21 protein-coding genes and 2 pseudogenes are annotated in these 25,719 nt (G+C 39.5%); 14 read left to right on the forward strand and 9 right to left on the reverse strand.

The genetic code is table 11. The annotated features are described in order from the left end of the window. The first annotated feature begins 135 nt into the window (after window positions 1–135). Window positions 136–1,320 carry a hypothetical protein gene (locus tag VEJY3_RS05280; RefSeq protein ID WP_014231397.1) on the forward strand — a complete coding sequence of 395 codons (1,185 nt, stop codon included), beginning with the start codon at window positions 136–138 and terminating at the stop codon, window positions 1,318–1,320. 183 nt (window positions 1,321–1,503) lie between these two features. Continuing rightward, window positions 1,504–2,115 (forward strand): annotated as a pseudogene (locus VEJY3_RS05285) (transposase); the annotation flags it as partial. A gap of 81 nt (window positions 2,116–2,196) precedes the next feature. On the opposite strand, the gene VEJY3_RS05290 reads toward VEJY3_RS05285, so the two are convergent. Next, window positions 2,197–2,403, reverse strand: coding sequence for a hypothetical protein (locus tag VEJY3_RS05290; protein WP_014231399.1), 207 nt, complete (start codon window positions 2,401–2,403; stop codon window positions 2,197–2,199). Between the two features lie 185 nt (window positions 2,404–2,588). Between VEJY3_RS05290 and VEJY3_RS05295 the strand changes: the two genes are divergently transcribed. Further along, window positions 2,589–2,933: a hypothetical protein gene (locus VEJY3_RS05295; protein WP_014231400.1), complete on the forward strand. Its 345-nt coding sequence runs from the start codon at window positions 2,589–2,591 to the stop codon at window positions 2,931–2,933. A 182-nt stretch (window positions 2,934–3,115) separates the two neighbouring features. Here the strand turns inward: VEJY3_RS05295 and VEJY3_RS05300 are convergent, their stop codons facing one another. Continuing rightward, window positions 3,116–3,847 carry a prephenate dehydratase domain-containing protein gene (locus VEJY3_RS05300; RefSeq protein ID WP_014231401.1) on the reverse strand — a complete coding sequence of 244 codons (732 nt, stop codon included), beginning with the start codon at window positions 3,845–3,847 and terminating at the stop codon, window positions 3,116–3,118. Between the two features lie 715 nt (window positions 3,848–4,562). On the opposite strand from VEJY3_RS05300, the gene VEJY3_RS05305 reads away from it, so the two are divergent. Genes VEJY3_RS05305 through VEJY3_RS05315 form a run of 3 tightly spaced genes read left to right on the forward strand, consistent with a single transcriptional unit; the run spans window position 4,563 to window position 6,738 of the window. Then, a complete protein-coding gene (locus tag VEJY3_RS05305) occupies window positions 4,563–5,573 on the forward strand; it encodes a hypothetical protein (protein WP_014231402.1) in 1,011 nt (336 codons plus the stop codon). Window positions 5,574–5,580: 7 nt separating this feature from the next. After that, entirely contained in the window at window positions 5,581–6,477 is an 897-nt protein-coding gene (locus VEJY3_RS05310; protein WP_014231403.1) for a hypothetical protein, read from the forward strand. A gap of 15 nt (window positions 6,478–6,492) precedes the next feature. Next, a complete protein-coding gene (locus VEJY3_RS05315; RefSeq protein ID WP_014231404.1) occupies window positions 6,493–6,738 on the forward strand; it encodes a hypothetical protein in 246 nt (81 codons plus the stop codon). Between the two features lie 101 nt (window positions 6,739–6,839). Here the strand turns inward: VEJY3_RS05315 and VEJY3_RS25785 are convergent, their stop codons facing one another. Continuing rightward, window positions 6,840–6,980 carry a hypothetical protein gene (locus VEJY3_RS25785; protein ID WP_014231405.1) on the reverse strand — a complete coding sequence of 47 codons (141 nt, stop codon included), beginning with the start codon at window positions 6,978–6,980 and terminating at the stop codon, window positions 6,840–6,842. A gap of 335 nt (window positions 6,981–7,315) precedes the next feature. Here VEJY3_RS25785 and VEJY3_RS25940 point away from each other — a divergent pair, with 335 nt between their 5' ends. Continuing rightward, entirely contained in the window at window positions 7,316–7,648 is a 333-nt protein-coding gene (locus tag VEJY3_RS25940; RefSeq protein ID WP_014231406.1) for an integrase, read from the forward strand. A 142-nt stretch (window positions 7,649–7,790) separates the two neighbouring features. On the opposite strand, the gene VEJY3_RS05325 is transcribed toward VEJY3_RS25940, so the two are convergent. Continuing rightward, a complete protein-coding gene (locus VEJY3_RS05325; RefSeq protein ID WP_014231407.1) occupies window positions 7,791–8,411 on the reverse strand; it encodes a hypothetical protein in 621 nt (206 codons plus the stop codon). Window positions 8,412–8,750: 339 nt separating this feature from the next. Between VEJY3_RS05325 and VEJY3_RS24590 the strand changes: the two are divergent. Next, a pseudogene (locus tag VEJY3_RS24590) lies at window positions 8,751–9,260 on the forward strand (IS3 family transposase); the annotation flags it as partial. Between the two features lie 43 nt (window positions 9,261–9,303). On the opposite strand, the gene VEJY3_RS05330 reads toward VEJY3_RS24590, so the two are convergent. From VEJY3_RS05330 to VEJY3_RS05340, 3 genes are read right to left on the reverse strand one after another with little or no spacing between them, the layout of a single operon-like run. Continuing rightward, window positions 9,304–10,203, reverse strand: a complete 900-nt coding sequence (locus tag VEJY3_RS05330; RefSeq protein ID WP_014231409.1) for a phosphoadenosine phosphosulfate reductase family protein — start codon at window positions 10,201–10,203, stop codon at window positions 9,304–9,306. Between the two features lie 16 nt (window positions 10,204–10,219). Beyond that, window positions 10,220–13,582, reverse strand: coding sequence for a hypothetical protein (locus VEJY3_RS05335; protein WP_014231410.1), 3,363 nt, complete (start codon window positions 13,580–13,582; stop codon window positions 10,220–10,222). Window positions 13,583–13,584: 2 nt separating this feature from the next. Continuing rightward, complete coding sequence (locus VEJY3_RS05340) at window positions 13,585–14,724, reverse strand: DUF4007 family protein (protein ID WP_081469353.1); 1,140 nt, start codon at window positions 14,722–14,724, stop codon at window positions 13,585–13,587. A gap of 5 nt (window positions 14,725–14,729) precedes the next feature. Here VEJY3_RS05340 and VEJY3_RS05345 point away from each other — a divergent pair, with 5 nt between their 5' ends. From VEJY3_RS05345 to VEJY3_RS05370, 6 genes are read left to right on the forward strand one after another with little or no spacing between them, the layout of a single operon-like run. After that, window positions 14,730–17,057, forward strand: a complete 2,328-nt coding sequence (locus tag VEJY3_RS05345) for a DUF262 domain-containing protein (protein WP_041170207.1) — start codon at window positions 14,730–14,732, stop codon at window positions 17,055–17,057. A gap of 9 nt (window positions 17,058–17,066) precedes the next feature. After that, entirely contained in the window at window positions 17,067–19,220 is a 2,154-nt protein-coding gene (locus VEJY3_RS05350) for a DEAD/DEAH box helicase family protein (protein ID WP_014231413.1), read from the forward strand. Next, complete coding sequence (locus VEJY3_RS05355; protein WP_014231414.1) at window positions 19,220–19,444, forward strand: CxC ATPase DNA modification system associated small protein; 225 nt, start codon at window positions 19,220–19,222, stop codon at window positions 19,442–19,444. Before VEJY3_RS05350 ends, VEJY3_RS05355 begins: the two co-directional genes overlap by 1 nt. Next, window positions 19,431–21,494 carry an AAA family ATPase gene (locus VEJY3_RS05360; protein WP_014231415.1) on the forward strand — a complete coding sequence of 688 codons (2,064 nt, stop codon included), beginning with the start codon at window positions 19,431–19,433 and terminating at the stop codon, window positions 21,492–21,494. Before VEJY3_RS05355 ends, VEJY3_RS05360 begins: the two co-directional genes overlap by 14 nt. Further along, the gene (locus VEJY3_RS05365; protein ID WP_014231416.1) at window positions 21,487–21,939 is read left to right on the forward strand and encodes a hypothetical protein; all 453 of its coding nucleotides are present in this window, start codon (window positions 21,487–21,489) and stop codon (window positions 21,937–21,939) included. Before VEJY3_RS05360 ends, VEJY3_RS05365 begins: the two co-directional genes overlap by 8 nt. Then, complete coding sequence (locus VEJY3_RS05370; protein ID WP_014231417.1) at window positions 21,932–22,984, forward strand: cysteine desulfurase family protein; 1,053 nt, start codon at window positions 21,932–21,934, stop codon at window positions 22,982–22,984. The genes VEJY3_RS05365 and VEJY3_RS05370 overlap by 8 nt, the downstream gene beginning before the upstream one ends. On the opposite strand, the gene VEJY3_RS05375 is transcribed toward VEJY3_RS05370, so the two are convergent. Then, window positions 22,974–24,992, reverse strand: coding sequence for a DNA phosphorothioation-associated putative methyltransferase (locus VEJY3_RS05375; protein WP_014231418.1), 2,019 nt, complete (start codon window positions 24,990–24,992; stop codon window positions 22,974–22,976). The two genes, VEJY3_RS05370 and VEJY3_RS05375, sit on opposite strands and share 11 nt — an antisense overlap. A gap of 38 nt (window positions 24,993–25,030) precedes the next feature. After that, window positions 25,031–25,558 (reverse strand): hypothetical protein, encoded by a 528-nt coding sequence (locus VEJY3_RS05380; RefSeq protein ID WP_148263120.1) that lies wholly within the window; start codon window positions 25,556–25,558, stop codon window positions 25,031–25,033. Window positions 25,559–25,719: the final 161 nt, after the last annotated feature.

Genomic DNA, 25,719 nt, shown 5'->3' on the forward strand with positions numbered 1-25,719 from the left:
GCACTGTTCGCTGATTAATGAAGTAAGCAAGTCAAAGTAGGAAAATGATACTTCGTAAACGCCGTAAAGCAATGAGTTGGGCTAATCTTACGGTTTGTTTTCCTCATCGTTTTTAGTTAGCAACGGAGTTCTGTCATGAGCAATGGTCCAATCATCGTATCCCCCGCAAGCAGCGTTCAGAGGCTTCAACGAGTCGAGTTGCATGCAACAGGTATCTACGATGAGAAGTGGTTACAGCAACTTATCTTTGCTAACGCTGACCTATTACCCTTTTATGAGATTGATGCGGACTATACCGGTGCGGTACCAGTGTGTATGGAGCTTGCCACTAAGTCGGGTCGAGTGGACTGCATCTATATGACGCCATCGGGCCGATTGGTCATCGCGGAAACCAAACTCTATCGAAATCCTCAATCTCGTAGAGAAGTGATTGGACAGATACTCGATTACGCTAAAGACTTGATGAATTGGAGCTACGACGAACTTGATACTAAGGTTTGTGCAATTAATGGTGGTCTGTCGCTTTTTGAGTTGGTTAAGGCGGATGGCCATGAAGTATTAGAAGCCTCATTCATTGATACGGTCCAGCGAAACCTCTCAAAAGGCCGCTTCTTATTATTGGTAGTAGGCGATGGTATTCGAGAGGGGGCTTTTGAGATAAAGGACTTTCTTAATACCTATGCATCAATGGAGTTTTCTTTTGCCATGGTTGAGGTGCAGATCTTCCACATGCCAGGCGAACAACTGCTCGTGAATCCTCAAGTGATGCGCAAAACTGAAATTACTGAGCGCCGAGTGATTTCGATTAATCAAGTAAGTAGTGAAGTTACTGAGAAACTGGAATCCACCAATGAGCAAAATGAATCAGCCACAAACAAGGGTTCTGGCCAATCCTATGAGTATTGGAGTGCATTGCTTGATTATCTTGAGCTTGAGGACACTAGTGTAAGGTTACCAACCCCTTCGACTCAGGGGCACTTATGGTTCGAGTTACCACCAAGGGCGCACAATAGTTGGATAACAACTTACCGATCTAAACCCAATGAGGTGGGTGTCTTTGTGAAGTTTAGAAATGACGCACTTGGACAATACTTGTTTGAGTACCTGTCTGACAGGCGCGAATCATTGATGCCACTATTGCCGGAGGGCGCTGAATTTGTGCCAGATAAGCTAAAAATCTCGATACCCGCAATCACTCTTGACTGGCAGAACGAAGAGTCTTGGAAAGAAGCGTTTGATTTCTACCAGTTGCGTTTAAATCAAATCTACCCTGTCGTTAAACCTTTGCTGCTGCAAGCGCTCAATGCGTATGAGAATTAACGGCGTTTAAAAGCATAAGGTGATAGTCCTCCGACTTACCAGACACTACACAGATAAGGAAAAGTAGGTCAAACCACCTCACTGTGATTTGTGAGGTTGAGCGTCACTGGCATGATGTATGGAATCCACTCCCTCCTTTGCCAATTAGACTTAGGAGAATGAGACCAAGACAAGGATTCCAATATGTTGACGAATAATGTTATCGCTATCGACTTAGCCAAAAATGTTCTTCAAGCCTGTCATATCAGTGTTCATGGTGAATTGCTTTCCAATAAGCCCTTAAGCCGACAGAAAATGAAAGAGTTTCTTGCTAAGGCAAAGCCTTCTATTGTTGCAATGGAAGGCTGCTGCGGTTGCCATTACTGGGGGCAACTTGCTGAAAAACATGGGCATCAAGTTCGCATCATTAACCCCAAAAAAGTGAAAGGGTACTTGGAAGGCCATAAAACTGATCACAATGATGCTCTTGCTATTGCTAACGCAGCAATTCAAATAGGTATCAAATACAGCCGACCAAAATCATTAGAGCAACAGTCAATGCATTCTTTAGAGAGTAGTCGCCGTTTCTTATCTCGCAGTGTAGTTTCTTTAGGACAGCATATTCGAGGAACGATGTTAGGTTATGGCGTTGCTAACCCAAGAGGTGAAAAAGGTTTAAAAGCGTCGGTTCAAACAGCTCTTGATGGAGAAACATCAATACCAGCCAATGTCGTTTCCGTTCTGTCAATGTTATGGAATCAATATAAAGAACTGAAAGCACAACTCATCGCATTCGAAAAAGAGAAAAATGCTCTATGGAATGGGACATAAGCTTCTCAGTACGTAAGGCACGATCCGTACATTACGTACTGCTTTAGGACAAGTGCTACACCGCATTTACTCATCCTTATTGATTTCCAACTTTTTATCGCACCAAGCTATAATTCTCGCAGCATAGAACGTCAAAACACCAACACCTAGCATTAGGATAATATAGAGCCATCCAAGCCAGTAAAAAACCTTAGGTGCATTTGGGGCAATAACTGCGGCTACGCTGCCTAACGACATTAATGAGAAAACAATTTTCCAGAAGACTTTCTTCATAGTGAACCCCTAACTTAAGTTAATAGAACACCCAAGCTAGCATGTCTTTTTTATTTCCAAAGTCCCCACAACGCGACCTAAAAAACTTATTGGGGAATCCTATCGGAATCACCTCTCAGTGACTCCATAATTCCTTTGCTAAATTTGAAGTGGGTTAGTCACAAACAACGTGGTGAAACTAAGCAATGAAGAAGATGAATATTGGATTAACTTTAGCCGTTGTTACTGTCATTCTTACTTTTATAGGTTCAACAAATAAAACGTTCATAGGACACTGGGGACAAGGGGTACTAGTTATGATTTGGGTTTACTACCCACCTTTGATTCTTGTCGGAATTTTTCACATTTTTAGTCACCGCAAAGTCATTTATTCGTTTACAAATAACCTTTGGTACATGGGAGCTTTGGCAAATATACTACTTCTTATCTCGCCTGTATCTCTTTTACGTGATGATTTTGGTTTGGGGTGGCTTTTATTATTCACAGTAACAGTGATAGATATGGTTATTTTGTTCACTAAGAAAAAATGAAATATATGCTGAGTTAATATCAGGCGGAATAGTGTGGTGAATTTCACTATGAATGAAAGCACTCATGAAGTAACTTGCTCTCATTATGAGGGAATAAAAAAACCAGACGTAATAAAGTACGTCTGGCTAGATTTTTGAACAATTCAATTCACTGACAATGTCAGTGGCTAGGTACCCGTACCTTACTGACTAACTTTAGCTAACTTCTTGCCCATCTCAATCGCCGCAGTGAGCTCTATTCGTGCCTCAGCTTCGCTGATCTTTTGTTCGCGAGGCTCAACTTTCATTAGTAGAAATGAGGTTTTGTTGTTCTTGTTATCCTGAACACCTTTCTCAACCACTTTTAGGTTGGTATAGACGGTATCGAGAACACAAGCACCGATAGCTGCTGTTCCAGTCGGTAGTTCGCGGTCTGCTACTAGTTTTGCTGCTGCTGCGGTTCCCTCAGGGATTTCTAGTTCCTTCGGTTGGATACCAGTTTTCCAGGTGTTAATCTGTTTCAGGGCGGCAGGGTGGGACGCTATCATAGAAATGGCCTTGTCATTAGCAACGTCTTGTTGGTTCATCAGTACGCACATTTCTATCGGCGTCTCAATGAATGCCTTTACACTGAGTAGGCGGTATTGCTGAAATGCTTCCACGGTGGCTTGTACTAGACGACCGTCAATAGTGCTATTTTCAACTGCACTGAACGCTAGGGCACTGTTGTCGATCGATTGTTGGAAAGTATTGCTTGGCGTACCCGCAAACGTCACAGAGGCACTCAGCGATGGTTGCTGTTCAAAAAGCTTTGTAATAGCTGCATCGTTGAAACTCCCTCTCGAGGCTTGCGCAAAAACTGACTCACTGGCAGTCGTGAGAGTTGAAAACATAAGAGTGGAGGCGACAATGGCGATTCCTAGCGGTTTTAACATCCGTATTTCCTTTACAATATATGAGTAAGATCGGTTTAATATGATAGTTTTATCTTTTTGATTTTACATATCTTATCACTAATTATGGTTAGAGCAGTTTATCTCGGATAAATTTGGTTCTGAGGCCCTGCATTCTGATGTGTGCGTTCCATCTTCATAAGTCGTGTAGCGATTCCAATCACCGTCGCTGGCATGCGCTGTCATTATTTGAGTTGGGTTAGTAGCGAACTCATTTTTTGTTCGACTCCAATAGTTAGCCCCATAACCTTCTTCGCTATAGAAATCGGTATCAATGATGCTTCGTACAGGCGTTAAATCATCTGCTGTGATGGTGTCAGTAACCCCGATTAAGTGCTTAAACCCACGATCGTTTTCTTCATAATAAGTGTGTTCTGTATAGCTTGTTAAATCACTACCGTTATAATTTTTAGTGACCAGTGTTTGCGTGACAAATCATTCTGAGACGTTACCACGTGAAATCTCGTTAGATTCCTCTTTCTTAACAGATCGATGAAGTACTCTTTGACCTAATTGAGTTAATGTTTCTAATATAAAATAAGTGGCCTATCAAGTTGTTGGCTATTCATACAAGGTAATGGCGCACCAACTTCTCTGAACAATGTCTGTGATGATTTTGTTGTGATCGAAAATCTGAGTGTTGGTAGTAACGTAGTACCTGTTTGGGATGTATCACACATAATTCAATGGAGTGACAATGACAAAAAGGTTATTAGAAAGACTTACTACCGAGATGACGGAGCGAGAGTATTATGATAGGTATGGACTCGATATAGAGATTCTTCAGTACCTATGGTTCCCCGTTTTTGCAATAACCATGACTGGAGAAACCGAACCTCAAATAGGTAAAACAATACAGGACATGTTGAAGCTATTGTATGACTGCGTTGATGACATGGAGGATTATGAACTATCGAGCTTCGGTAATAATTGCGGTATAGGTAGTGACAATAACTACAAACGTGACAGTATTCGCAACTTGTTCAGTGATGTTTTCAAAGGCGTGAATAAAAAACTAACACTTCCCATTATTATCCACCCTTATAATCGTCCTAGTTTTATTGCTGACATAACGGATGTATTTAATGTAGGGGAGAAGCAAATGGCAATATGCATTATTGATGAGGCCGACATCATAGCTTTCTCACCCAAAAACCTCGTAAAGCATTTCAATTATACTGATTTTGATGCTAGAGCTCTCTTTAAGAACTTTCAGGAATCAGTTCTAACAAATAGTGTAATGCCACTTAAAATGATAAAGCCAAGCCCCAAAAAAACACCTTTCTTTCGAAGAATGAATGTCCTTTCACTAATCGATGGATTAAAGTGCTACTGGCCACACTGTTCCAAGCTTAACTCTCTAAAGAACGAACAAGATGCTGAGTTTTTTGAAAAAGAACTTAAAGCATTAGTCAAAGAGCCTATTCCACCATTCCCCGTGTCAATATGGAGAGATATAGCCAAAGGTCAGTATGAAAGACTCAACCAAGGTTCTGACTGGAACAATTTAACCAATGAAAGCCAGAAAAGACGAATAGTAAACTCAATCCGCCACAACTCAGTTGGATACATGCTTTCTTGGTCTCCCACATATGACAAAAACGAAGCGCATGACCGAAGTTTTGAAATCATTATGCGGAAAATTATTCAAACGTACCCATACCTAGCTGATGAATGTCGCAAACAGCTCGACAACCGAGGTATTTAAATTCTTGATGGATATTAAAGCTAACTTGTTTCAATTTTTAGATGAAGACAAAAAATTTCTGGTACCTAAACGAGAAGAAAAATATGTATTCTTGCCCAGCACTGAAGAGATTTTTACTTATCTTGGCCTCGGATCATCATATCGTAATCTGATGAAACATATATCAAAGGTTAGTGGAGGCAAAATCCCTGTAAGTAATAGCACTCTGGATAACATCCATAAAACCGGAATATCTTCCAAGTCAGCGAAGAAAGTACTTTCATTTATGTTTGATGAGTTAGGTATTTTTGAATCTGACTTACTTCATATGGTGCCTCCGGAACCCGTTGCTAAGTTTGATACTACGTATGAATGGACAGGGCTGATTAAAGGCGTTGAATTACGTAACGATAAAATTTACGACAAGGCCTATTACATTTCATATTTAAAAGCGCGAATTGGTACTGAACAACAGGCTTTGGAAGCTTGGGCCCAAGGCGGTCAGGAACAAAATATAAGGGCATCCAATTATTTCAAAGTAGGTCTCGATAACTCTTTACTGTCTGATTTGGAAACACAAGCATTCTTGCAAGCACAAAAGCGTGTGTTGGAGATGAACGGCATTCCATCTATGAGTACTGATGATATTCAAGCGATTATGCGATACAAGCTTGATTTCTACTTGTCTCTTTTGGCTTCAATTGATGTCACGATTTTAAACAAAATGCTTATAGAAGGCGGTTATACCGAAGCTGATATGGAAGACGCTTCAAAATGGCCAAAATATGGCATTTTTCATGAGATTTTCAGTTTTGAGGGTAAGTGTCATTTTGATTGCTTTCTTTGCTATATCGCTAAGTTACTTGATATTGAGGTAGGGGCCTTAGCTAAGTTTATTGACATTGATAGGCAGGATTCTGGATAAGGCGTTACGTTAGATATGGCTCGTTCTCATCGGTTTAAAGAGTGGAGAAGAGGGGATACGAAGCCTAGCTTTGATAGGATCGAAAATTTTATCTATGAAGCTTTCAGTCGTAATGGGTTTGATTTTGCTGTTATCGGTTTCCTCTGTGAGATGCTGGACAGGTTGTATAATGCAGTTAAAGGCATTACTTGGAATGAGCTGGTAAACCCAGAAGTATATAAAAAATACTACCGATATCATAAGAGTAAGGCAGCCTATTAAACGGCTGCCTTTGTACTATTTTCGCGGAGGGTTATTGCCCCGGCCTTTACCCGAAGGGTTACCAGTTTTACTTGGTCCGTTTGGTGGAGTTTGTTTTTTACTCATTCCATATCCTCCCAGTCTTCAGGCCGTTCATCTTCGCCTCTGGACTGCCAGTAGGCATCATTGTTTGGGTTCAACTGATCTGAATGGTTATCCAGATCATCCTGAGTTGGCTCATAGCCGCATTTAAATCCTGACATTTTACTAGTCCTTGATTCCATATCAGGCGGTATTACCTGATGGGAATAACTATGACTGGTTCAACATTGAATTACACAGTGGGGCGGGAGCCCAAAAAGTACTTGTAGAAAATAAATTTATTTGCAGAGTGATTTGATAAAGCGAAAGGCGTTATTGATATCAACTCACATGATTAAGAACTACAGTATTATTGCTTATCTAGCACAGACTGAATTGTTTTATCCATTACACCAGATGGGCGTGACTCAAACCTTGGTTTAGGCCGATATCCAGAAATCACTCTGTCTGAAGCGAGAAAAAAGTAGCAGAATTCAGAAAACCGAGAGCTCAGGGCTTGGATTCGAGTGTTGTACAAAGAAGTCGTAAAGTCGAACTTAAGCGCAGCGCAAGCAATACGGTTAAGCAAATTGGAGAGATGTGGCTAGAAAAAGCGGCTACACGCGTTGTGCACAAAACCGCTGAAGGCTATCGGCAAAAGCTCAATAAACATATTTACCCTAAATTAGGCTCTATCCCGGTTTCCGAAATCAAGGCTGCGATGCTGATTGATGCGATGCGACCGCTGGAAAAGAAAGGGAAGTTGGAGACAGTGACTCGTACTATTGCGCTGTTTCGTCTGATAATGAACTTTGCGGTCAACTACGAGTACATTGACCACAATCTTTAAGCAGCATTGTCAACGTGTTTGACCAGCCTAAACGGGGTAATTTCGCTTGTATCGATATCAGTGAATTGCCCAGTTTATTGCCCCTGGTCGTGCAGTAACCGATGTAGTTCCAACGAATTAGACAACGGATCAAACTTAACTGTTACTTGAAACACATTAAATCCAATTGGTTATTATTATAAGAGTACACTGTCGAGTCACATTCATCACAAACCCAGGTATATTCGTCTTCTTTCCCAAGTTTCACGATATCTTCGTAATCAGTGAAACAGGTATAGCAGAATGGACCAACTCTTTTTCCTTCTGAAATCTTATAAAGCAGATTGTTCTCTAACAAATAAATAACGCTTTCTTTATCATCTTGTACATTCTCAAGTTCTTCAATTTTGTCCGCTAATTCGCTCTCCAGCCCTTCAATTCTTTCAGCTTTTACTGCTAACTTAGCCTCAAGAATTGAGACTTTTAACTCTGACAGTAATAAAGCCGCAGGTGTGGAGTGCACTCTAATTGGTTCATCGACAGAATGGTAAATATAGAATTGATTTAGAGCTTCAATAACCTCATTAATTGATTGAAATAGACTATCAACGATGTGGTTCCCTTGTTCTTCATGAGTACTTAATGAAAAGCTTGCGTCTGCAAGAGTGATCATTACATCGGATAAGATAATTTTGTCTGATGCATCTATGAGTTCATCTTTAGCTAGTGTTGAAAGCAGTTTATATGCACCAATCATTTGGTTTTTGATATAGATTAAGTTCATAGGTAATCTCATAGTGGCTATCTAATTAAGTTTATTCTCACATATTAATGTTACTACCTGTAGTAACTTTCCCCATTTTTGCGCACTTATAGATAAACTTCCTTCTAAGTCTACCACGGAATAGTAATTGTATGTCTCGAATGACATAGAGTAGCGGGAGTGCGCGATGGTTCATGGAAATAACAACGCTTAATCTTCAAAATAAATTCAGTACAAATTCACTTGGTAATACTAGGACATTTTCGCTGCTCGCTTACAGCATCTGTTAAAGTCATTCAGAAAGTCATCAAGCTTTCAGAACGCAGAGCCAGTCTGCTCGTCGGTATTCAGTCATCGGGTCACCCTAACAAAGTGAAAGATGGGCTCACACCAACGAAGCCAGAACAACTGTGGGTTACTGATATTACTTACTTGCCAACTCAAAATGGCGAGAGTTACATGAGCTTGGTTACGGACGCTTATTCAAGGAAGATTGTTGGTTACTATGTAGATGACAACATGAAAACGCAATCCGTTACGCGGGCATTTATCTCAGCTCTAAGACAACGGCAGAGGGAAGAAAAGCTAATACACCACTCAGACAATGGCTCACGATACTGTTCGAAGGAATATCAATATATCTATAAGAAACATAAAGGGACTTGCTCGATGACTGACGGGTATGACTGTTATCAGAATGCATTCGCAGAGCGTGTAAATGGAATCCTCAAAACAGAGCTCTTATTGAGGAAACCGAAAGATCTGGAAGAAGCGAGGACGATGGTTGCAGAATCTGTAGAGATCTATAATCAAATTAGGCCTCATATGGTGTTAAAATACAAAACGCCCGATGAAGTACATCGAGCGTTTTGGTTAAAAAGTGTCAACCCATATCAGGACGGGTCAGTTCGAACTATTTATAACAAGTCACACAAGCACCACCACCTTCTTCAAGGTCATACATGGCGTCCATGTCTAAAGTATCGATAAGCATACTTTCATCAACCATGGCATGCATACCTAAACGGCGTTTGCGTTCACGTGCTTTTTTCTTTTCGAAACGTTGCTTAACCTTCTCGTGGTTTGCTTTGATCTCTGCAATACGTTCAGGGTTTTCTAGAGTCTCTAAAGGCTCATTAGGGCCCATCCAGAAGAAGGTTTCACCGTTAGCGCTGGTATCCGCTCGTTTCTCATAAGCTTTCGCTTCTTCAAACGCTTCCGGGTGAATCTCTTTTAGGCGAACCCACTCTATTTTTCTTTGGAAAAAGCAGAATGTACAGCCAGAACGAGAGCGCCAGTCATAGTATTTAGGTAGACCCAGGCCCGCGCCGTCTAGAATATCTAAAACACCTTGCTTCTTAATGCCATCTTCAGCAAATGGCATTTTAATCTTCAAGTATTTTTGGCTTTCATTTGGGCGGTAACCGTCACGCCACGGCTCATCCGCTCGGATACCCACGTAAGATACAACTTCGTAGCCTTCATCAAGATAAGGTTTGATCCACTTTTCAAATGGCTCAAGCTTCATACGAATTGTGCACCAACGCTGCTGCCCTGCAGGAAGGAAGTTATTGTGTTGCTTAAGCCAATAATCAAAGCCTTTTTTATCGTTAATGTGAGAAATTGGTTTACCGAGAACAATTTCAAGCTGTTCCAAATACTCGTAAACTTCAGGCAATTCTTTACCTGTATCGGTAAAGAAATAATCAATATCGATTTCAGGATAGTTACGAGCCATATAAATGGCTAAGGCTGCGCTGTCTTTACCGCCTGATAAGCCAAGTACATGTTTTACTTTGCGTTCTTCACTCATGATTAATACCCATTTTTTAACCTTGAGCTTCCAGTGCTTCTTTTAATAGTGTTTGGAGTACGTGGATACGCTCAAATTCATTCATATTCAACGCGTTTAGCGTCCGGCTAACATCTTGTACTTTGATATCTGAACTTGAACAGTCTGTCACTCGTACTTCTTTCTTATAAGATTTAAGTTGGCCATCATCATCTTCCAAAACCAGAGAAACAAGTTTAGTTTTTGTTGCTTCTGGTTTTGAATCGGCCAACACATCACCTTGATAGCTTGATTTAACAATGCTTAAAAAGTCTTGCGAAAAATCGCTGATTTTAGCGGAAGCGGTTAACAAAAGGCCTTCGTTCCAACTCTGTTTACCTCGACCGATGACAATCTGAATCATGCTTTCCAGCCATTGCATTAAGCCATCTTCGCTCTTTCCTAACTCTCTAGCAAATGCTTTAAGACGTAAGTCTCCGGTTTTTTCTTCGACAAGATTACACATTGAAGCGAGTTCTTCTCCGGTCTCAGGGAAGATGATTTTTACTTTATCTTTGATTTGTCTAAGCATTTGTTCATGCTTACCACGAAGAATTTTAAAGCAATTCTCTAATACATCGATTTGCTGTGAGTAACTCAGCTCACCTTCTGAGTTTAATAACTTCGGTAGGTCTTTAATTAACAGAGAGTGTGGATCGTTAGCTTGTAAGAACAGGTCACGAACGGCGATGACTTGCTTGTTGGCTGTTAAATCATCTTCAGTAAAGTTATGAGCATTTTTTACCCAATGAGGCAAGTTGTGCATCGTCGTAACCAAAGGAGTTGCAACGGCTAATACGTTGGTCGCAACATCTCTGCTAGTCTCTGTTGCTGCAAATACTGCCAGGTTTTGAAGCCACTCTTTCTCTGATTTATCTAATACGATGTACTTCACCGCGAGCTCATGTTGTGCTCGAATTAACTTGTGTACATAGTCAACGTCTGGCTCAGCAATAAACGCATATTCGTTGCTCAGATCTTTTTCATAAAAGGCGATGTCTTGTCCAAGCGTTTTCAAAAATGCCAGTAGATAAATTGGGATAACACCATGAGTTAAACCAAAAGGAGCCTTATTCCATAATTCTGCGATTTCTGATAACAGAACCGTTTGCCCTGCTTTGTTCTGAAGTAGATTGTTTGCTGCTTCAAAAATAGCCACTAATTTAGGACTGATATTATCTCTGTGCCAGTGCGAATCTTGCTCGAGTTCGTATGTATGAACAGCTGTGTTTTTAAGACAGCTGATATACATAGACATCTCTGGCGGGAAGCCTGTAATACCTAAGTTTTCTTCATCTTCGTAATCTAGCATTGCTTCAAGCAGCTTTTTCAATGCAGAAACAGCGGTACCCGATAACTTATTCCGGTTGACCAGCTCGTTCATGATCACTGGTGTTTGATTGAAAATTCTACTTGCTGTTGTACTTACTATCTCACTGAGTGTTTCAGTCGTTGAGCTGATGCCACAATAAAACCAGGTTGCATTGTTAAAGCCTTCATCAATAGCATTTTTAAGTGCGATTTCCGCATTGATGTAACGGCCTTGATACTCTTTTTGAGCAACATTGTCATGCTGCAAAATACGACCAATTTCCTTATCTGATTTGATAAGCTCTAAGGCATACACTTCTTTTGCTAGAGCAATTATATCTTCAGAGTTGTTCGCATTCGCCAAAATGAGTGTTGAATTCTTTTTGGTATGTTCGCGTAAGGCAGCTTCGTCTTGAGCTTCCAATAACAACAACATGTTCGCAAACTCTTCTTTGCGATGTGTAAGAGTCTGAGTACTTTGTTCTTGATCGAAACGCTGTATCAGTGACTGTTCTGCCCAGCGAAGAGTACCAACTTTATGGTAGTAACCTTTGGCGATAACCTGTTTAGAAAACACAATATGGTTGATGGCTTCGTTACTGCTACCTTGCTGCTCGATTTTTTCTTCTATCAGGCTTGGTATATCAAGGTCAGAACCTTCAAAAACAACCCAGGATGACAGGTGTTTTCGATAGATGATGCAAGAAGCTTCTTTAAGTGTTTTCAAATACTCATCAAGCTCTTTTTGCTCTTCAATGTCGCTAGCAGCTAACAGCATGTCTTCGGTTGCAGATAGGTTCGCTGGTCGTCCAAACAAAGTGAGTAGCGCAATTGATTTGAGTATTTCAATTGCTTTTTCTGGCACTTGTTTCTTACTCGCTTGGCGAATAGATTCTGTTGCTGCAGCCCAAGCATGGCCATCAGGAGAACCTAAAATTGCATGCTCTAAATTTGTTTCCAGATAATCCCACAGGTTTTCTAACGTATAACGTGCATTCTTGTTCACATTTTGCTTAAGGAACATTTGAAAACTATGTTGCTCATGCGAGTTTAAGAAACTGAATGTACTGCGTTCGTTTTGGCTAAAACGACGCTTTGAAATTGGCCCAAGTAGTAGTGTTGTTAGCGGATGTAGCGGAACACTTTGTTCTAAACGTTGTTTAAGCTGCTTTTTTCTTTCAGGTTTATCTGTCAGAGCATTGAGCACTTTACTAACATGCTCATCGCCACTGTTATCTACCGATTCAATATTGACGATAGATTTTGCAATCAGTGCGACGGTTTCATCAGTAGATACGTTGTAGAGAATATCATTATAACGACCTTGAATTTTGCCCCATTCTTCCTGGAGTTTTGTGCCTCTGTCTTTTGCGTATTCGCTAAAAGCTTGGTGAAGCAAACCAAGGAAAATAACAGGTGTTTCTATACGACCTAATACTTCAGCTAAGTCTTGGAAAAGGTGCAGTTCACCACGGTTTTTATTAATGAACTCAAGGCTCTTACCCATCTCATCTGCAAGCAGCAATACGCCGTCAACTAAGTCACTAACCTCTTTGAAAAGTGTTTCCCAAGTATCAATTAATGCAGACTCAGTTTTGACCTCTGCTTTAGCGTACTTTTTATAGACTTTAGCTGTGTTAGGGTGTGACTGTAGCGCTTCTAACGTCGCGTTCCAAAAGGTATCAACGGAGTTATTGACGCCCCCGACTGAGCGAATTTGTAGCCACCCAGAAGAATAAGGAATGCTTTCTTTTAACAGGTCTGTTGATTCTTTATTGATGACGTCTAATGCTGCATGGCGCATATCATCACTATGATGCAGCAAGCCTGTGAGCAATAAGGCAATAGTTGATTTACCAGAGCCGTATGGGCCTGTTAACGTATAAGCACTTTGACCAACTTGAGAATATTGTCTGAATAACGTCTCTAGCGCAGACTGAGCGGTACCGTGATAGACCAGGCCTTTAAAGAAGTCCGGGTTAAGATCACTATCAATACGAGTTGAACGCTGCTGGCGTGTAGCTATGGAGTATTGGTTTATTAGTGTCACTTTTATTCTCCCTGGTAATAGCTATGCAGAAACATACCAGGATCTACAGCTTGTAAATCATCGTAGTTATGTTGAATTTGTCTTAAGCCTTGAGTATCGGTCCAGGCGATTTTGCCTTCACTCAATATTTCAAGTTCATCCAGGTTTTCACTTAAGCCCGTAGTTGTCAGACGAAAAACTCTACCTGGAGAACCGACGTCGTTTAGTAGTGAATCGAAAGATAACGTATTGTTATTATTTATTTTTTTTCCATTACTATCGAGTTGTGATCTCGCCATGTAATCAATAACTGCATAAGCAAATATTTCTACAGGTAAAGATTTTTGCGCTTTCAATTCAGCTCGATAATCTTTTGCAGTATCTTGAGAAATTAGCCCCAATTCAGTGAAAGGAGAGGTAAAGCTGTCTTCGTTTACTTTCGATGCTGATGTAGTCTTCACGGCGTACATCTGAAATAGACAGTCGATATCTTTTTTAAGCGTTGCTTCCGTGAGCTCTTTTTCATGATTAGCTAAAGAGATCAAAATCTCTTTTGATAGCTGAATCTTGTCGATTCGTATACCGTTAAAGTAGTTAAAGAACCAACGAGCAGTGTTGAGTTCAGCATTTTGAGAATTAATCGATTGAGTCAGCCAGTGAAGTAGCCAAACCGTACCAACTTTATCTAAATACTCATCGTAAGCATCGTCACCAACGAATAGCTTTTTAGCTAAATCCGTCAGTTCGTATGTCTGAGTTTTTTTATCAGTACAGGTAACCAGATTGAGCGTTCTGATCCAGTGCCTGACCGACAGCACCATGTTTTTACCCATCCCCATTGAAATCATCTGATCTTCGATGTTGTCTTTACTAGATAGGGAATGACCTTTCATAACTTCTTGAATTATTTTGTAAATCCAACCGTAACGAATAGGAAAAGTTTGATGCCCTGAAAATTTCAGGTTACTCGACTCAATGCTCAATGTAGTTACCTTGCTTGCTGAATTGGAGATTTTATCCAAAGACGTCGCGATTGTAACAGGAAGGAAGGGTTCAAGATAGGGGTAACCTACAAAATTGAGCGCATATGTAAGTCGTAGAATAGCAAGTAATACTAAATCATGATATAAGTGTGGTCTTTCATAGCGAAATTCAGGAAACATTTTCTATGCAGAAGTCCTTAGATATATTCAAGGCGGAACCGCAATCAGTATTTGATGTTATTTGTGATAGCAATAGTACAGGATTTTACATGCCTGCATATCAACGCCCTTATGCATGGGAAGAAATGCATATTAGGGATTTGTTTTCTGACTGTGAAAATGTCTTTAGAAATCTTTTAAATTCTTCAGATGCAATTATATTTTTAGGTTCTATTCTTAGTGTGGATGATAGTCAGAAACAAACTGTTTTCCCTATTATAAAGTCTTCTACACCTAGGCATGTGAAGTTAATTGTTGATGGACAACAGCGGTTATCAACGTTGACGTTAATCATCATGTGTCTTAATGAAAGGCTACGGATGCTTCTTCCTCGGTTAAAGAAGCAAATAGATAATGAAAAAGATGAAATCACAATCGATACTTTAGAAGGTCTTCGAGAAATTGTCTCGCAGATTATACTGGATACATCAAATTTTGTTATAGAAACAACTGCAGAGCATTCTCTTTATAAGTTTTTGCCTAAAATTGTACGTTCTCAAGTGGACTGTTGGGGGAAAGATGAACAAAAAGCTGTCTATGAAAGTCCGCTTTCTGAGTTGTTGATTAACTATCAAAGACATATTGTTGAATCTCAAGGTTCTCCTGTTTTTTCTGAATTCGATCTCTCTCAATTAAATGAGTCATCTAAGCGAGTTGTAGCAAACGTTAAAGAAATAAGAAAACAACTTAACTGTGTACAAAAAGGTTTTCAGTTTAATAATTCAGATGAAGATGAAGCTATTCAAGTTTCAGATTTAGTTAACGTTAGTACACTAGATGCTTGTCTAGATTTTCCTGTCGATGAAAACTTATTGAAAGCTTCAGAAAATGGCAAGGTAGCGGAAATTATTTTCATTACTGCTTTTGCTAAATTCTTGCTTCATCGAGTCTGCCTCACGTATGTTGAGGTAAATAACGAATCCTATGCCTTTGATATGTTTGAAGCTCTAAATACGACTGGTGAGCCTTTAACAGCAATAGAAACATTCGTACCTAAAGTTATTGAACATATTAGTGCTAAACAAAAAGATGAAGACTCTAGTGTTGATGAAGCAATGCTGTTGCTCAACTCTATAACTGATCGTTTTGAGAATATTATCAAAAGTAAAGAGAAAAACGACAAGACGAAAGCTCTTATTTTGGCTTTTGTACGAGCGTATGAAGGTAAAGTAAAAGTTACTAGTCTTCGTGATCAGCGTGACGCAATGTTAAAAAGTTATGAGCAATGTTCGTATGTTGATAAAGATGAATACCTTGCACAACTTGCAAAAGCCGCAGACTTTTTATTTGACTATTGGCAGGCACGTGTACCTGAAGTAAACGGGCTTGTACCTTGTAATGATACTGAAACCGCTAACGTTTGTTTACGTTATCTCATTGATATAAATCATGATATTGTTCAATCGTTGTTGATTCAATTCCTTCTTCAAGACGAAAAGTATGACTATGTGGGAACTGAGCATTCCAGCTTTATCAAAATACTCAAAGCTGTAACAGCATTTAGTGTTTTATGGCGAGCAATGAGTGGCGGCGCTGATGGTATTGATGGTGTGTATAAAAAGCTTCATGAGAGAGGTTTTGAAGTTTCAGGTGTCCACTCGAAACCATATGCCCTCAAAGACAGTTCGTTAAGTTCTGAAGAGTTTAATGTCGAAGCGATTAAAACCTTCTTCCGTCATGAATTAGAAAACAAAATTAATAGTAAAGGCTCTCCTAAAGACGGAATGTACGAGCAGTGGTTAGATGTATGTTCTAAGCAACCTATCCTAACTAAGTCAAAAAGTATTAAACTGCTTTTATTGGCTAGTTTTCATGGGGTAAAGCTGGAAGACACTCAATTTATTCGTTCTGAGGAACCCACAACGAAGTTTTTAACAACGACCATGTGGGAGCTAATATCAAATAAAGATCGAATTAAAAGAGTGTATAACGGTAACACCTCAGTCGGTTGGCCTGACACTGATATTCAAAATCCAGAAGAATTCAATAAATTAGGTAATGTATTAGTCGATGCTCGTGACAACATTGCTAATGGTTCAGGACAATCTTGGTACTCTATAAAACAGGCGATGCTCGAAGCTCTTTCCAACGATTCTTTGGAAGAGATTAATACTATACTAGAATCTCAGGCCGGACTATCTGACGAAGTCAAACGGAATATGTCTGTTCTTTTGTTAGAAAGTAAATATGCAGAAATCACGTATGCGGAAGACTGGAATAAATCAGCAATAGACGAGAGAACTCAACTACTTTTGTCTAATGCTTGGGAAAACTTACATCAGTGGTTGAACTAGGTACAGATAATGCTTTTTTCATCGCTCCAGTTAAAAACGAAATATGATTCAGATGAAGACGATATTTTGCATAGTTTTCATATGCCATTATTTGCAAATGCGAAGCGTTATGATCGAGCCGTCGGTTATTTTTCATCCGAAGTTTTAGCTGCAGCGGCTGAAGGACTAGAGAAATTTGTATTATCTGATGGGAAAATGAGGTTGATTATCGGAGACCCTTTATCTGACAGTGAATACGAAGCTGTTATGGAAGGGCTCTCTAACCCAATAATACGGCGATCTATTGAATTAAGTGATCTATTACTCAATACCAATGATTCAAATTTACAACTACTTACTTATTTAGTTGCTAATGGGCAGTTAGAGATTAAGTTTGCTTTCACTCACCAAGGTATGTTTCATAAGAAAGTCGGTATTTTCTATCAAGATGAAGAGGTTGTTGTTTTCAGTGGGTCAGCCAATGAGACTCTAGCTGGTTTGTCGAAATACAACTCAGAAGAGATAAAGGTATTCTTTAACTGGCGATCTTCTTTTTCTGAGTATGGTCAGGATGAGATTGAGCACTTCAACTCTCTTTGGGGAAACAACAGAAAAAGAACGAAAGTCCTTGATTTAGATTCTGATGCCTATAAAAAAATACAATCTGGAACTAATTTAAGTCAGTTGAGAAAACAAATATTAGGAGATTGTGACCCGTCTTCGAAACCCAAGCCATTTTTTACATACAGTTTTCCAAAGTCTGAACAAACAACATTCAAGCCAGTCGTTGAGGCTAAGTTACCAATCAAGCCTTTGGTAATTAAAGATAAACCATTTCAGCTATTTCAGCATCAAACGGATGCTATCGAGAGTTGGGTTAAATCTGATTACCAAGGTCTATTTAAGCTTGCTACTGGGTCAGGAAAAACCTTTACTTCGATTTCTGCGTTAGTTGAATTGTATGAAGAGCGACATAAAAAAAATTTACCGCTTTTTGTTGTCATTAGTGTCCCTTATATAGAGCTAGCAAATCAATGGGTCAAAGAGCTAGCACCATTTAATATAGCTCCTATTCAGTGCTATGAAAGTTCGCAGAAATGGGGAGGTATATTAGACACAAAAATACTTCGTTTTTGTAATGGTGGAATAGACTTTGTTTGTGTTGTGGTTGTTAATCGAACTTTGTCATCTGATACATTCCAATCAAAGTTAAAGCAAATTCCTCTTGATAACATGTTGGTTATTGGTGATGAATGCCATCATCTTGGTGGCGAGGGTTTATTTAATTCACTTCCGCAATGTAAGTTCCGAATAGGGTTATCAGCGACACCATTTAGAAGTGATGAAGATGAGCTTGAAGGCTCCCCTTTCCCAGATATCGTTAAGCATAATTTATTAACTTACTTTAAAGGGATTGTTAGTGAATATACTCTGAGCGATGCTATTTCAGATAAAATTCTTTCACCTTACCGCTATGACATTGTTCCTGTTTATCTTGATGAAGAGGAACAGGCGCTGTACGAGGAGCAGTCTTCTAAAATTCAGAAAATGATCTTAAAAGCTAAAAATAGTGGCTTAACTTCGGATGAAAAATCGATGTTAACGAGCTTATGTGGTGCTCGTTCAAGATTGCTGGCAACGTGTAAGGATAAGCTTGGGGCTTTACTTAACTATATTAATGAACACCCTCAGATATCGCTAACGCATTCTTTAATATATGTAGGAGAAGGTCATGCGATGGACGATGATGTTTCTTATATTACTCGGGTCACAAATCGACTGCATGCAAATGGTGTTCGCGTTGCTAAGTTTACGTCACAAGAAAGTAATCAGGAACGTCATAAAATAATGTGTAATTTTAAAGATGAAACGATTGATTCTTTGGTTGCAATGAAAGTTCTCGATGAAGGTATTGATGTACCGGTGTGTAAGACTGCCTTCATATTAGCAAGTACACGAAATCCTCGGCAGTATGTTCAACGTAGGGGACGCGTGTTAAGAAAATCTGAAGGAAAGAGAGAAGCACTAATTGTTGATTTTGTCGTCCTTCCTCAGCCCGGTATTACGAATAATATAAGTCAAAATCTACGTAGAGCTGAGTTAGGTCGAATAGAAGATTTTAAATTGACGTCTCTTAACCCCAAAGAGGTTGAGAAAAGAATTATTGAGTTGGGGATATATTAATGAACTTTGACGATTTGAAGGCTGTGCTTGAACAAGCTAACAAAGAAACTGAGATGGCTCATGAAAACTACGCTCAAAAATCAGCTGTCCATAAAGCTGCTTTGCAGATCATGCAGTTTGAGAAAGAGCTGCATTACGGTGATGCCTCAACAGGGCACCATATTAAAAAGATAAAAGAAATTATTGATATAAACGCGGAAGATATTGCAAATGAAACTGATTAGGTTAGAAATTAATGACTTCCGCCAATTCTACGGTAAGCAAGTTGTTGATTTCTCTTTCGATGATGATTGTGGAGTTACACTTATCCATGGTGAGAATAATGGAGGTAAGACTGCTCTATTGAATGCTCTTAGATGGTGTCTATATGATGAAACGACCGATAATCTACAGGAACCAGATAAATTACTGAATAAGCACGCTCTTAATAGCGGTAAAAATTCTTTTAGTGTGAATGTTCAAGTAGAACACGATAACCAATTATTTGAAATTAGGCGTGTAGGCTCACATTCTACAAGAACTAACAACCTTAAAGTTTTTAAAATTATTGACGGGTGTTATTCAGAAAAAACAGAAAACCAGCCGAATATATTCATTAACACGATTTTACCAAAAGAAATGGCACAGTACTTTTTCTATCAGGGGGAGGGTACCGGAACATTAAATAGTCAGAATGATTTTTCACATATTAAAGGCGCGATCAGTAAGGTCTTAGGGCTAACTGTTGCGGAAAAGACACTAACGCATCTGAATAGAGTAAAAAGTGACTACCAAAAGGAACTAACTCAATATGATACAGGTAATGAAATTGAGCAGCTGTTAGCTAATAAAGCAATTCTTGAAGCTAAACTGTCACGTGATACGGTATCTTTAGAGCAGAAGAAGGTCGATTTGGCTACTGCAGAAAAAGAGCATGAAGAACAGATAACACAGCTTGCTCGTTTTGATAAATCGGCTATCGAGGATAAATTAAAACTTCGTAGTTATAATGAAGGGTTGCTCACTTCATACCAAAGAGAGCATCACAATTTAGTTAATAAAAAATTAAAAAGTGTTTCTAGCTGGATACACCAGTCTTATGGAAGAAAGCTAGGTTCGGTTGATTTGTCTGTGGTTGATACACAAGAGCTAAATACTACTCATCGATATTCGGTTGATAAGCAACTAATCAAAGATATTTTGGAAAATAGCGAGTGTATCTGTGGCTGCACTATAGAGGAAAACAGTTCTGCAGCAAAAATTATTTCGGAACTAGAAAAATCTGCAGTTGACCCTGAACTTAAATATCGTTGGAATAGCGCTGTTTCTCTACATTCAAGGTTAGCAAGCTACTCCTCTCCCAAACATGATATGATTAAAGTTCTAAATGATATCGATGACTATTCAGATAAAATTCATGAGGTTGAAAAAAACATAGAAGAAATAAGTCATACGATTTTTGAGGCGGATATCGATGATATTAAGCTTATTGAGCAGAAAAAAAACGCTGTAAAGTCAAAGTGTGATCAATTAAATCGTGAAATTCCAAATTTGGAGAGGGAAATATCTAAGACACAAATTGATTTGAAAGATATAGATATAAAGGTTAATAAATTATCAGCAACCCAACCTAAAGCAAAAAGAATCAGAGATTTGATTGCCGCGACTAACAAAATAGTGGATCTTTATCAAGAAGCTATTGATTCTTCAAAGAAAGGTGTCGATCTGATTTTGTTACACAAAATGCAAAACTTGTTTAGCCGAGTAGCTTTTAATGGCTATACAGTGAAGAAAGTTTCGAACGGCGGCAATAACGACAGTTTTACTTGGGCTATTGTCGATAAGGCTGGAACTAGGGTTGCTGCTGGTAATGGTTATCAGGCAATGCTTGCTATTTCTTTCATAATTGCGCTAATACAATTCTCCAGTGAACGAGCAAGTAACAAACAGCATCTTTTAACTCCAGGTACTATTGCCCCATTTATCGCGGACTCTATTCTGGCATTTATAGGTCCGGATAATGGTCGTGAGTTAGTCCGTTACATAGCTGAATCTGTTGAACAATCTATTTTTATGTTTTCTCAAGCGCAATGGACCGAAACACATATTGATCAAGGTATTCGGGATAAAATTGGGAAAGAATATAATCTTGTTCAACATACGGTCCTGAGTGAGGAAGAATTTAAAGGTCAATACCCTACTCGTTTGTCAATTCAAGGCAAAGAGTTTGATGTCGTTCGCTTTGGTAGTGAGTTTGACAAGGTTACTATTGAGGAGATTGTGCTGAATGGTTGAAATATTTGAATGGCGTAAGTTACGTGTCCATAGAGATGATAGATTTGAACAATTGGTAGACAAACTTTGCTCGACGAAAGGTGGGGCTGACAAAGATTTTGTATTTAATACTGTCAAAGAGTTCATGGTATTTGCTGCTTTAGTTGGATTTCAGTTAAATCAATATCAACCTTTAGCTTCGAGATCCAATACAACTTCCATAGCATTAGATACTTACGCTACTACAAAACATGATTCATATATATATCTTATAGCTTTAGCTAAAGAACCAACATTAGATATACTCAAGGATCAAAACCTAAGAGATGCTATTGGTATTTTCGAAGGATATTGTAATGCAGGGTTAATACATATCGATAATTGGGTTCTGAACAACATATCTGAATCTGTTTTAGAAGAGACCTTGTTTAAAGAAACGCTAGATTTTTTGATAGACAATGAATAACTACTTCGATTACGCAGCATCAACACCAGTATCTTCTTCTGTTTTAGATGCGATGTCTCCGTGGCAAAGTGAAAGCTATGCCAACCCTTCTGCAGCTCATAATGAGGCAGAAAAAGCCACTAAAGCGATTCAACAAGCAAGGGAGACTATTGCGGACAAAGTTGGAGCTATGCCTAGTGAAATTATTTTCACTAGTGGTGCAAGCGAGTCAAACAATCTGGCGATTAAAGGGATAGCGTTTAAGCACCTAGAAGATAAAGGCCACCTCATTACCTCTGCTATTGAGCATAAATGTATTTTAAACACTTGCGGTTTTTTGGAAGACATTGGTTTCGAAGTTACTTATCTGCAGCCAAATAGAGACGGTATCATTTCAGCTGAATCTGTTGCGAATGCAATTCAGTCAAATACACTATTAATCTCTATTCATCATGTGAATAATGAGTTGGGCTGTGTGCAGCCTATCGCAGACATTGGCGAAGTTGCGTTTGATAACAACATTCCTTTCCATACAGATGCGGCACAAAGTTTCTGTAAATTGGATATTGATGTCGATGACATGAATATCGATATGTTGTCGCTATCTGGCCACAAAATCTATGGGCCTAAAGGTATTGGTGCTTTGTACGTTCGCGATGCTCGAGATGCTGATTTGGTTCCGTTGATCCATGGTGGTGGTCAGGAATTAGGAATACGCGGTGGTACTTCTCCTACTCCTTTAATTGTTGGTTTAGGAGCGGCTGTAGAGCATTTCCCTACAGAAATAAGCGCGCAGCAAGATGAGTTTGAGAAAATCATTAGCAGCTATCAATACTCACGTAATGGCGGGAATAACCTTGTAACAACGACATGGAATATTACATTTAGAGATGACGATGAAGCAAAACGCTTTCTTAAGGAGCAGTCGTGGTTAATTTCACAGGGCTCGGCTTGTAATGCACTCTCAAATGTTGCATCGCATGTACTCTTAGCAATTGGTATGAGTGAAGAGTCGGCTCGTAGAACATATCGTATAAGTCTTCCACCATATCATTTCAAAGGTTAGCTAATCGGTATGAGGAGACCCTTTTACCTGCAACAGAAAGCTGTTCTTTAAACTGTTGTCTATGAATTATTACTTCTTCGTCGCTACTTACACCTAAAAGCTTTGATAGCCTTCTGTCAAAGCTTTTTTGTTTTTCGTAGTTTTGATCCTTAGTCGGAAGAAGTAGGTGCTTATTCAGTAAAGGTGGTCTACGTTCTTCATCCACATAATCAAAGAAATCGATATCCTGATCGGCCATTTTGATTTTGATTCGTTCAACCAAGAACGGGACCGATTTTTCGAAGTCATCATAAGCGGTTAAGGTGAGCTTTCCTGAAGTGATATGGATTTTGATAAGGTCAATTTCTTCATCAAGCTCTCCATACATTTGTAAGCCTGCGGTAACGTATACGCGAAGAAGTAACGGCAAATCGTCTATATAATCGCGATGAAAGATGAGCGAATGCCCTTCATTCATCAAACTAGCGGATAGCTGTGTATGCGCTTTTGCACATTGCTCATTTATCAGTTCGGTATCAGCAATGGAGAATAAAAGTTCTGTCGCGAGATTTATAGCGGTTTTGTAATCGTCGAATAGCGCTTTTATATCTCTCTTGAGGGATTCTGGCTGTTGTGTGTATGGCTTTCTTTTCTCAAAGAGCCCAACAGCAAAGTAAAGCAATAGGTCTTCTTTACGGCTCTTCTCAGCTTGCTCAAATTCTTTGGTATCAAACATCTCTTGCAGCAAACTAAATACTTTTTTGTGTGAGCCAATCAGTTCTCGAGCTTTGTCAGATTGCTCAAATTCATCATTGGCCGGTATACGACCTAGTTCCAAGCATGTATTCCAGAAGGCGTTGAATAGTTCCTGATTTTGGGTAATCAACAGTTTGGCTTTGTCTTTAGATTCTACAGGTTCTGGGGAGGTAAGTTGCTGCCATTGATGATGGCGTTTGTACTTGCTTTGTAGATACAGTTGTTCTTCTAGTTTGTCTTTGAAAACGTAAAAAATGCCGGGCGCAACAGTGATGGCATCTTCTTGCAAACTCCTTTCGATGTAGGCTTTTATTTCAGACTGTGCGTAATATTTTTGAAAGGTGTTGCGAGAGGTGATTACACCATCTTTATAAGGTTTAAATTGGGAGATATAGCTTTCATTAGCGAGCATTACTGAAACAACAAGGAACTTATCTGCCAGCTCCCACGCGCCTAACAGTGCTTCTAAACGTTCGTCTTGATCTTCAATGACATTAAGTACAAAGCCTATATTTACTATGTCTGATGAAACTTTGTCGTTGTCTGGTTGGAAATTAGGGTCCCAACCTAAAGCGTCTAGGCCATGTGCTTCTAGCTCTCGTAAATCATCGCCTCGACCACAACCATAATCAAAAATGGAGTAGGAACCTTCAAGATAACCATGCTTTACTAGTGTTTTCATTGGAGCAGAAAGCTCATGTCTCACCAAAGCGGTTTTGTGTCGGTCAATACCAGACTCTTCTATTTGAATTACAGCGGAACTGCGAAACAATCGTCCGTCGACAAGTTCATAACCGTGACGAGCAACGAGGTTTATCCATGATCGCTTAAAACCGATTAGGCGGCTGTTTTCATATAAGCCCGCGTTTTCACCTTCTTGTGTGAGGGTGATAAAGTGCTCGTAATGTTCACTCTCCGGCAAAATCATCGTTTCTTTTCGGTGCAAAATGGGTGGATTGTCAGAATCCTCATAACTTGTGATTTTGTGGCTCAGTTTTGATAGGTCGACGTTCAAGCTTTGTCGAAGAGCAGGGTAGGAGTGTTCGTAGAAATCAGGGTAATGCAGTAATGATAAACGGAACTCTTTTTTAAACAGTTTTACTAGGTTCCAATTGTCTTCTTCTAAGCTTACAGCCTTTGCGACTGCGGGAATGAACTGTGCCATTACATTAGGCAAAGCAGAGAACGCATCTCTATGAAGGTAAACTGCATCCGGTAGTTGTTTTCCGACTTTTATGTCAGACACAAGTTTTGCAAATAGCTCTTCGTTCATCCCTTACCCTCAATGTGCTCCTATGATGTTTTTAAGGATTATAAGTTATTAAACAAATCCCGTGTGGCGGTTCCTTTTGCACTTTTCGTATTAACACGAAGTCCATCACTGCGGGTTGTACGAATCAGCGCGTAATGCGAGTTATCAGGTCCAACACTGATGTGAATCGGTCTGTCTTTGCCATAAAAGTAGAGGCGGTCGAACTCTAGATGCTCACAGATATATTGTGCAACTTCATCCATTCGATCTTTGCAACCGACGACGAAAAAGTCGCAGGCGGCTCCATCTCGTTTACAAATGCGGTTATCTTTGCTATTTAGCTCCATCGAAGCGTGTTGATCGATGTCCGGAGCCATATCACCAGGACTGTTTTTTAGGATATAACGAAGCAGAGAATGCCCGGTGAAGCCGTATGTAATTTGTACAGATCCAAATTTTTCCTGAAGGGGAAGTAATATATTTTCTGTTAGGTATTGAAGCTGCTTGGTCGATTTCGCGTTTGCTAGGTTTTCACCTTCGAAATTTGGGTGACGCTCTCTATGCCAATTAAGTAATGATATTTCCAATTGATTTTCCATGGGGGCTTATAAATCCAGGTCATATATAAATTAAGGAGAGTAATAATGTCTCTGTTCATTAAAGTATCATCCTAGAGGCAACTCACTTTTGGACAAAAGCATTCCGCGTCCACATTCTGATATCTTGAATCGCCCTATTTTTGAACAGC

Origin of the sequence: Vibrio sp. EJY3 (assembly GCF_000241385.1) — a bacterium.
GTDB lineage: Bacteria > Pseudomonadota > Gammaproteobacteria > Enterobacterales > Vibrionaceae > Vibrio > Vibrio natriegens.

What these genes read in the sequence shown, in the direction of transcription:
- VEJY3_RS05280 (WP_014231397.1), top strand. Translation starts at nt 136, where the DNA reads ATGAGCAATGGTCCAATCATCGTATCCCCCGCAAGCAGCGTTCAGAGG.
- VEJY3_RS05290 (WP_014231399.1), bottom strand. Translation starts at nt 2,403, where the DNA reads ATGAAGAAAGTCTTCTGGAAAATTGTTTTCTCATTAATGTCGTTAGGC.
- VEJY3_RS05295 (WP_014231400.1), top strand. Translation starts at nt 2,589, where the DNA reads ATGAAGAAGATGAATATTGGATTAACTTTAGCCGTTGTTACTGTCATT.
- VEJY3_RS05300 (WP_014231401.1), bottom strand. Translation starts at nt 3,847, where the DNA reads ATGTTAAAACCGCTAGGAATCGCCATTGTCGCCTCCACTCTTATGTTT.
- VEJY3_RS05305 (WP_014231402.1), top strand. Translation starts at nt 4,563, where the DNA reads ATGACAAAAAGGTTATTAGAAAGACTTACTACCGAGATGACGGAGCGA.
- VEJY3_RS05310 (WP_014231403.1), top strand. Translation starts at nt 5,581, where the DNA reads ATGGATATTAAAGCTAACTTGTTTCAATTTTTAGATGAAGACAAAAAA.
- VEJY3_RS05315 (WP_014231404.1), top strand. Translation starts at nt 6,493, where the DNA reads ATGGCTCGTTCTCATCGGTTTAAAGAGTGGAGAAGAGGGGATACGAAG.
- VEJY3_RS25785 (WP_014231405.1), bottom strand. Translation starts at nt 6,980, where the DNA reads ATGTCAGGATTTAAATGCGGCTATGAGCCAACTCAGGATGATCTGGAT.
- VEJY3_RS05325 (WP_014231407.1), bottom strand. Translation starts at nt 8,411, where the DNA reads ATGAACTTAATCTATATCAAAAACCAAATGATTGGTGCATATAAACTG.
- VEJY3_RS05330 (WP_014231409.1), bottom strand. Translation starts at nt 10,203, where the DNA reads ATGAGTGAAGAACGCAAAGTAAAACATGTACTTGGCTTATCAGGCGGT.
- VEJY3_RS05340 (WP_081469353.1), bottom strand. Translation starts at nt 14,724, where the DNA reads ATGTTTCCTGAATTTCGCTATGAAAGACCACACTTATATCATGATTTA.
- VEJY3_RS05345 (WP_041170207.1), top strand. Translation starts at nt 14,730, where the DNA reads ATGCAGAAGTCCTTAGATATATTCAAGGCGGAACCGCAATCAGTATTT.
- VEJY3_RS05350 (WP_014231413.1), top strand. Translation starts at nt 17,067, where the DNA reads ATGCTTTTTTCATCGCTCCAGTTAAAAACGAAATATGATTCAGATGAA.
- VEJY3_RS05355 (WP_014231414.1), top strand. Translation starts at nt 19,220, where the DNA reads ATGAACTTTGACGATTTGAAGGCTGTGCTTGAACAAGCTAACAAAGAA.
- VEJY3_RS05360 (WP_014231415.1), top strand. Translation starts at nt 19,431, where the DNA reads ATGAAACTGATTAGGTTAGAAATTAATGACTTCCGCCAATTCTACGGT.
- VEJY3_RS05365 (WP_014231416.1), top strand. Translation starts at nt 21,487, where the DNA reads ATGGTTGAAATATTTGAATGGCGTAAGTTACGTGTCCATAGAGATGAT.
- VEJY3_RS05370 (WP_014231417.1), top strand. Translation starts at nt 21,932, where the DNA reads ATGAATAACTACTTCGATTACGCAGCATCAACACCAGTATCTTCTTCT.
- VEJY3_RS05375 (WP_014231418.1), bottom strand. Translation starts at nt 24,992, where the DNA reads ATGAACGAAGAGCTATTTGCAAAACTTGTGTCTGACATAAAAGTCGGA.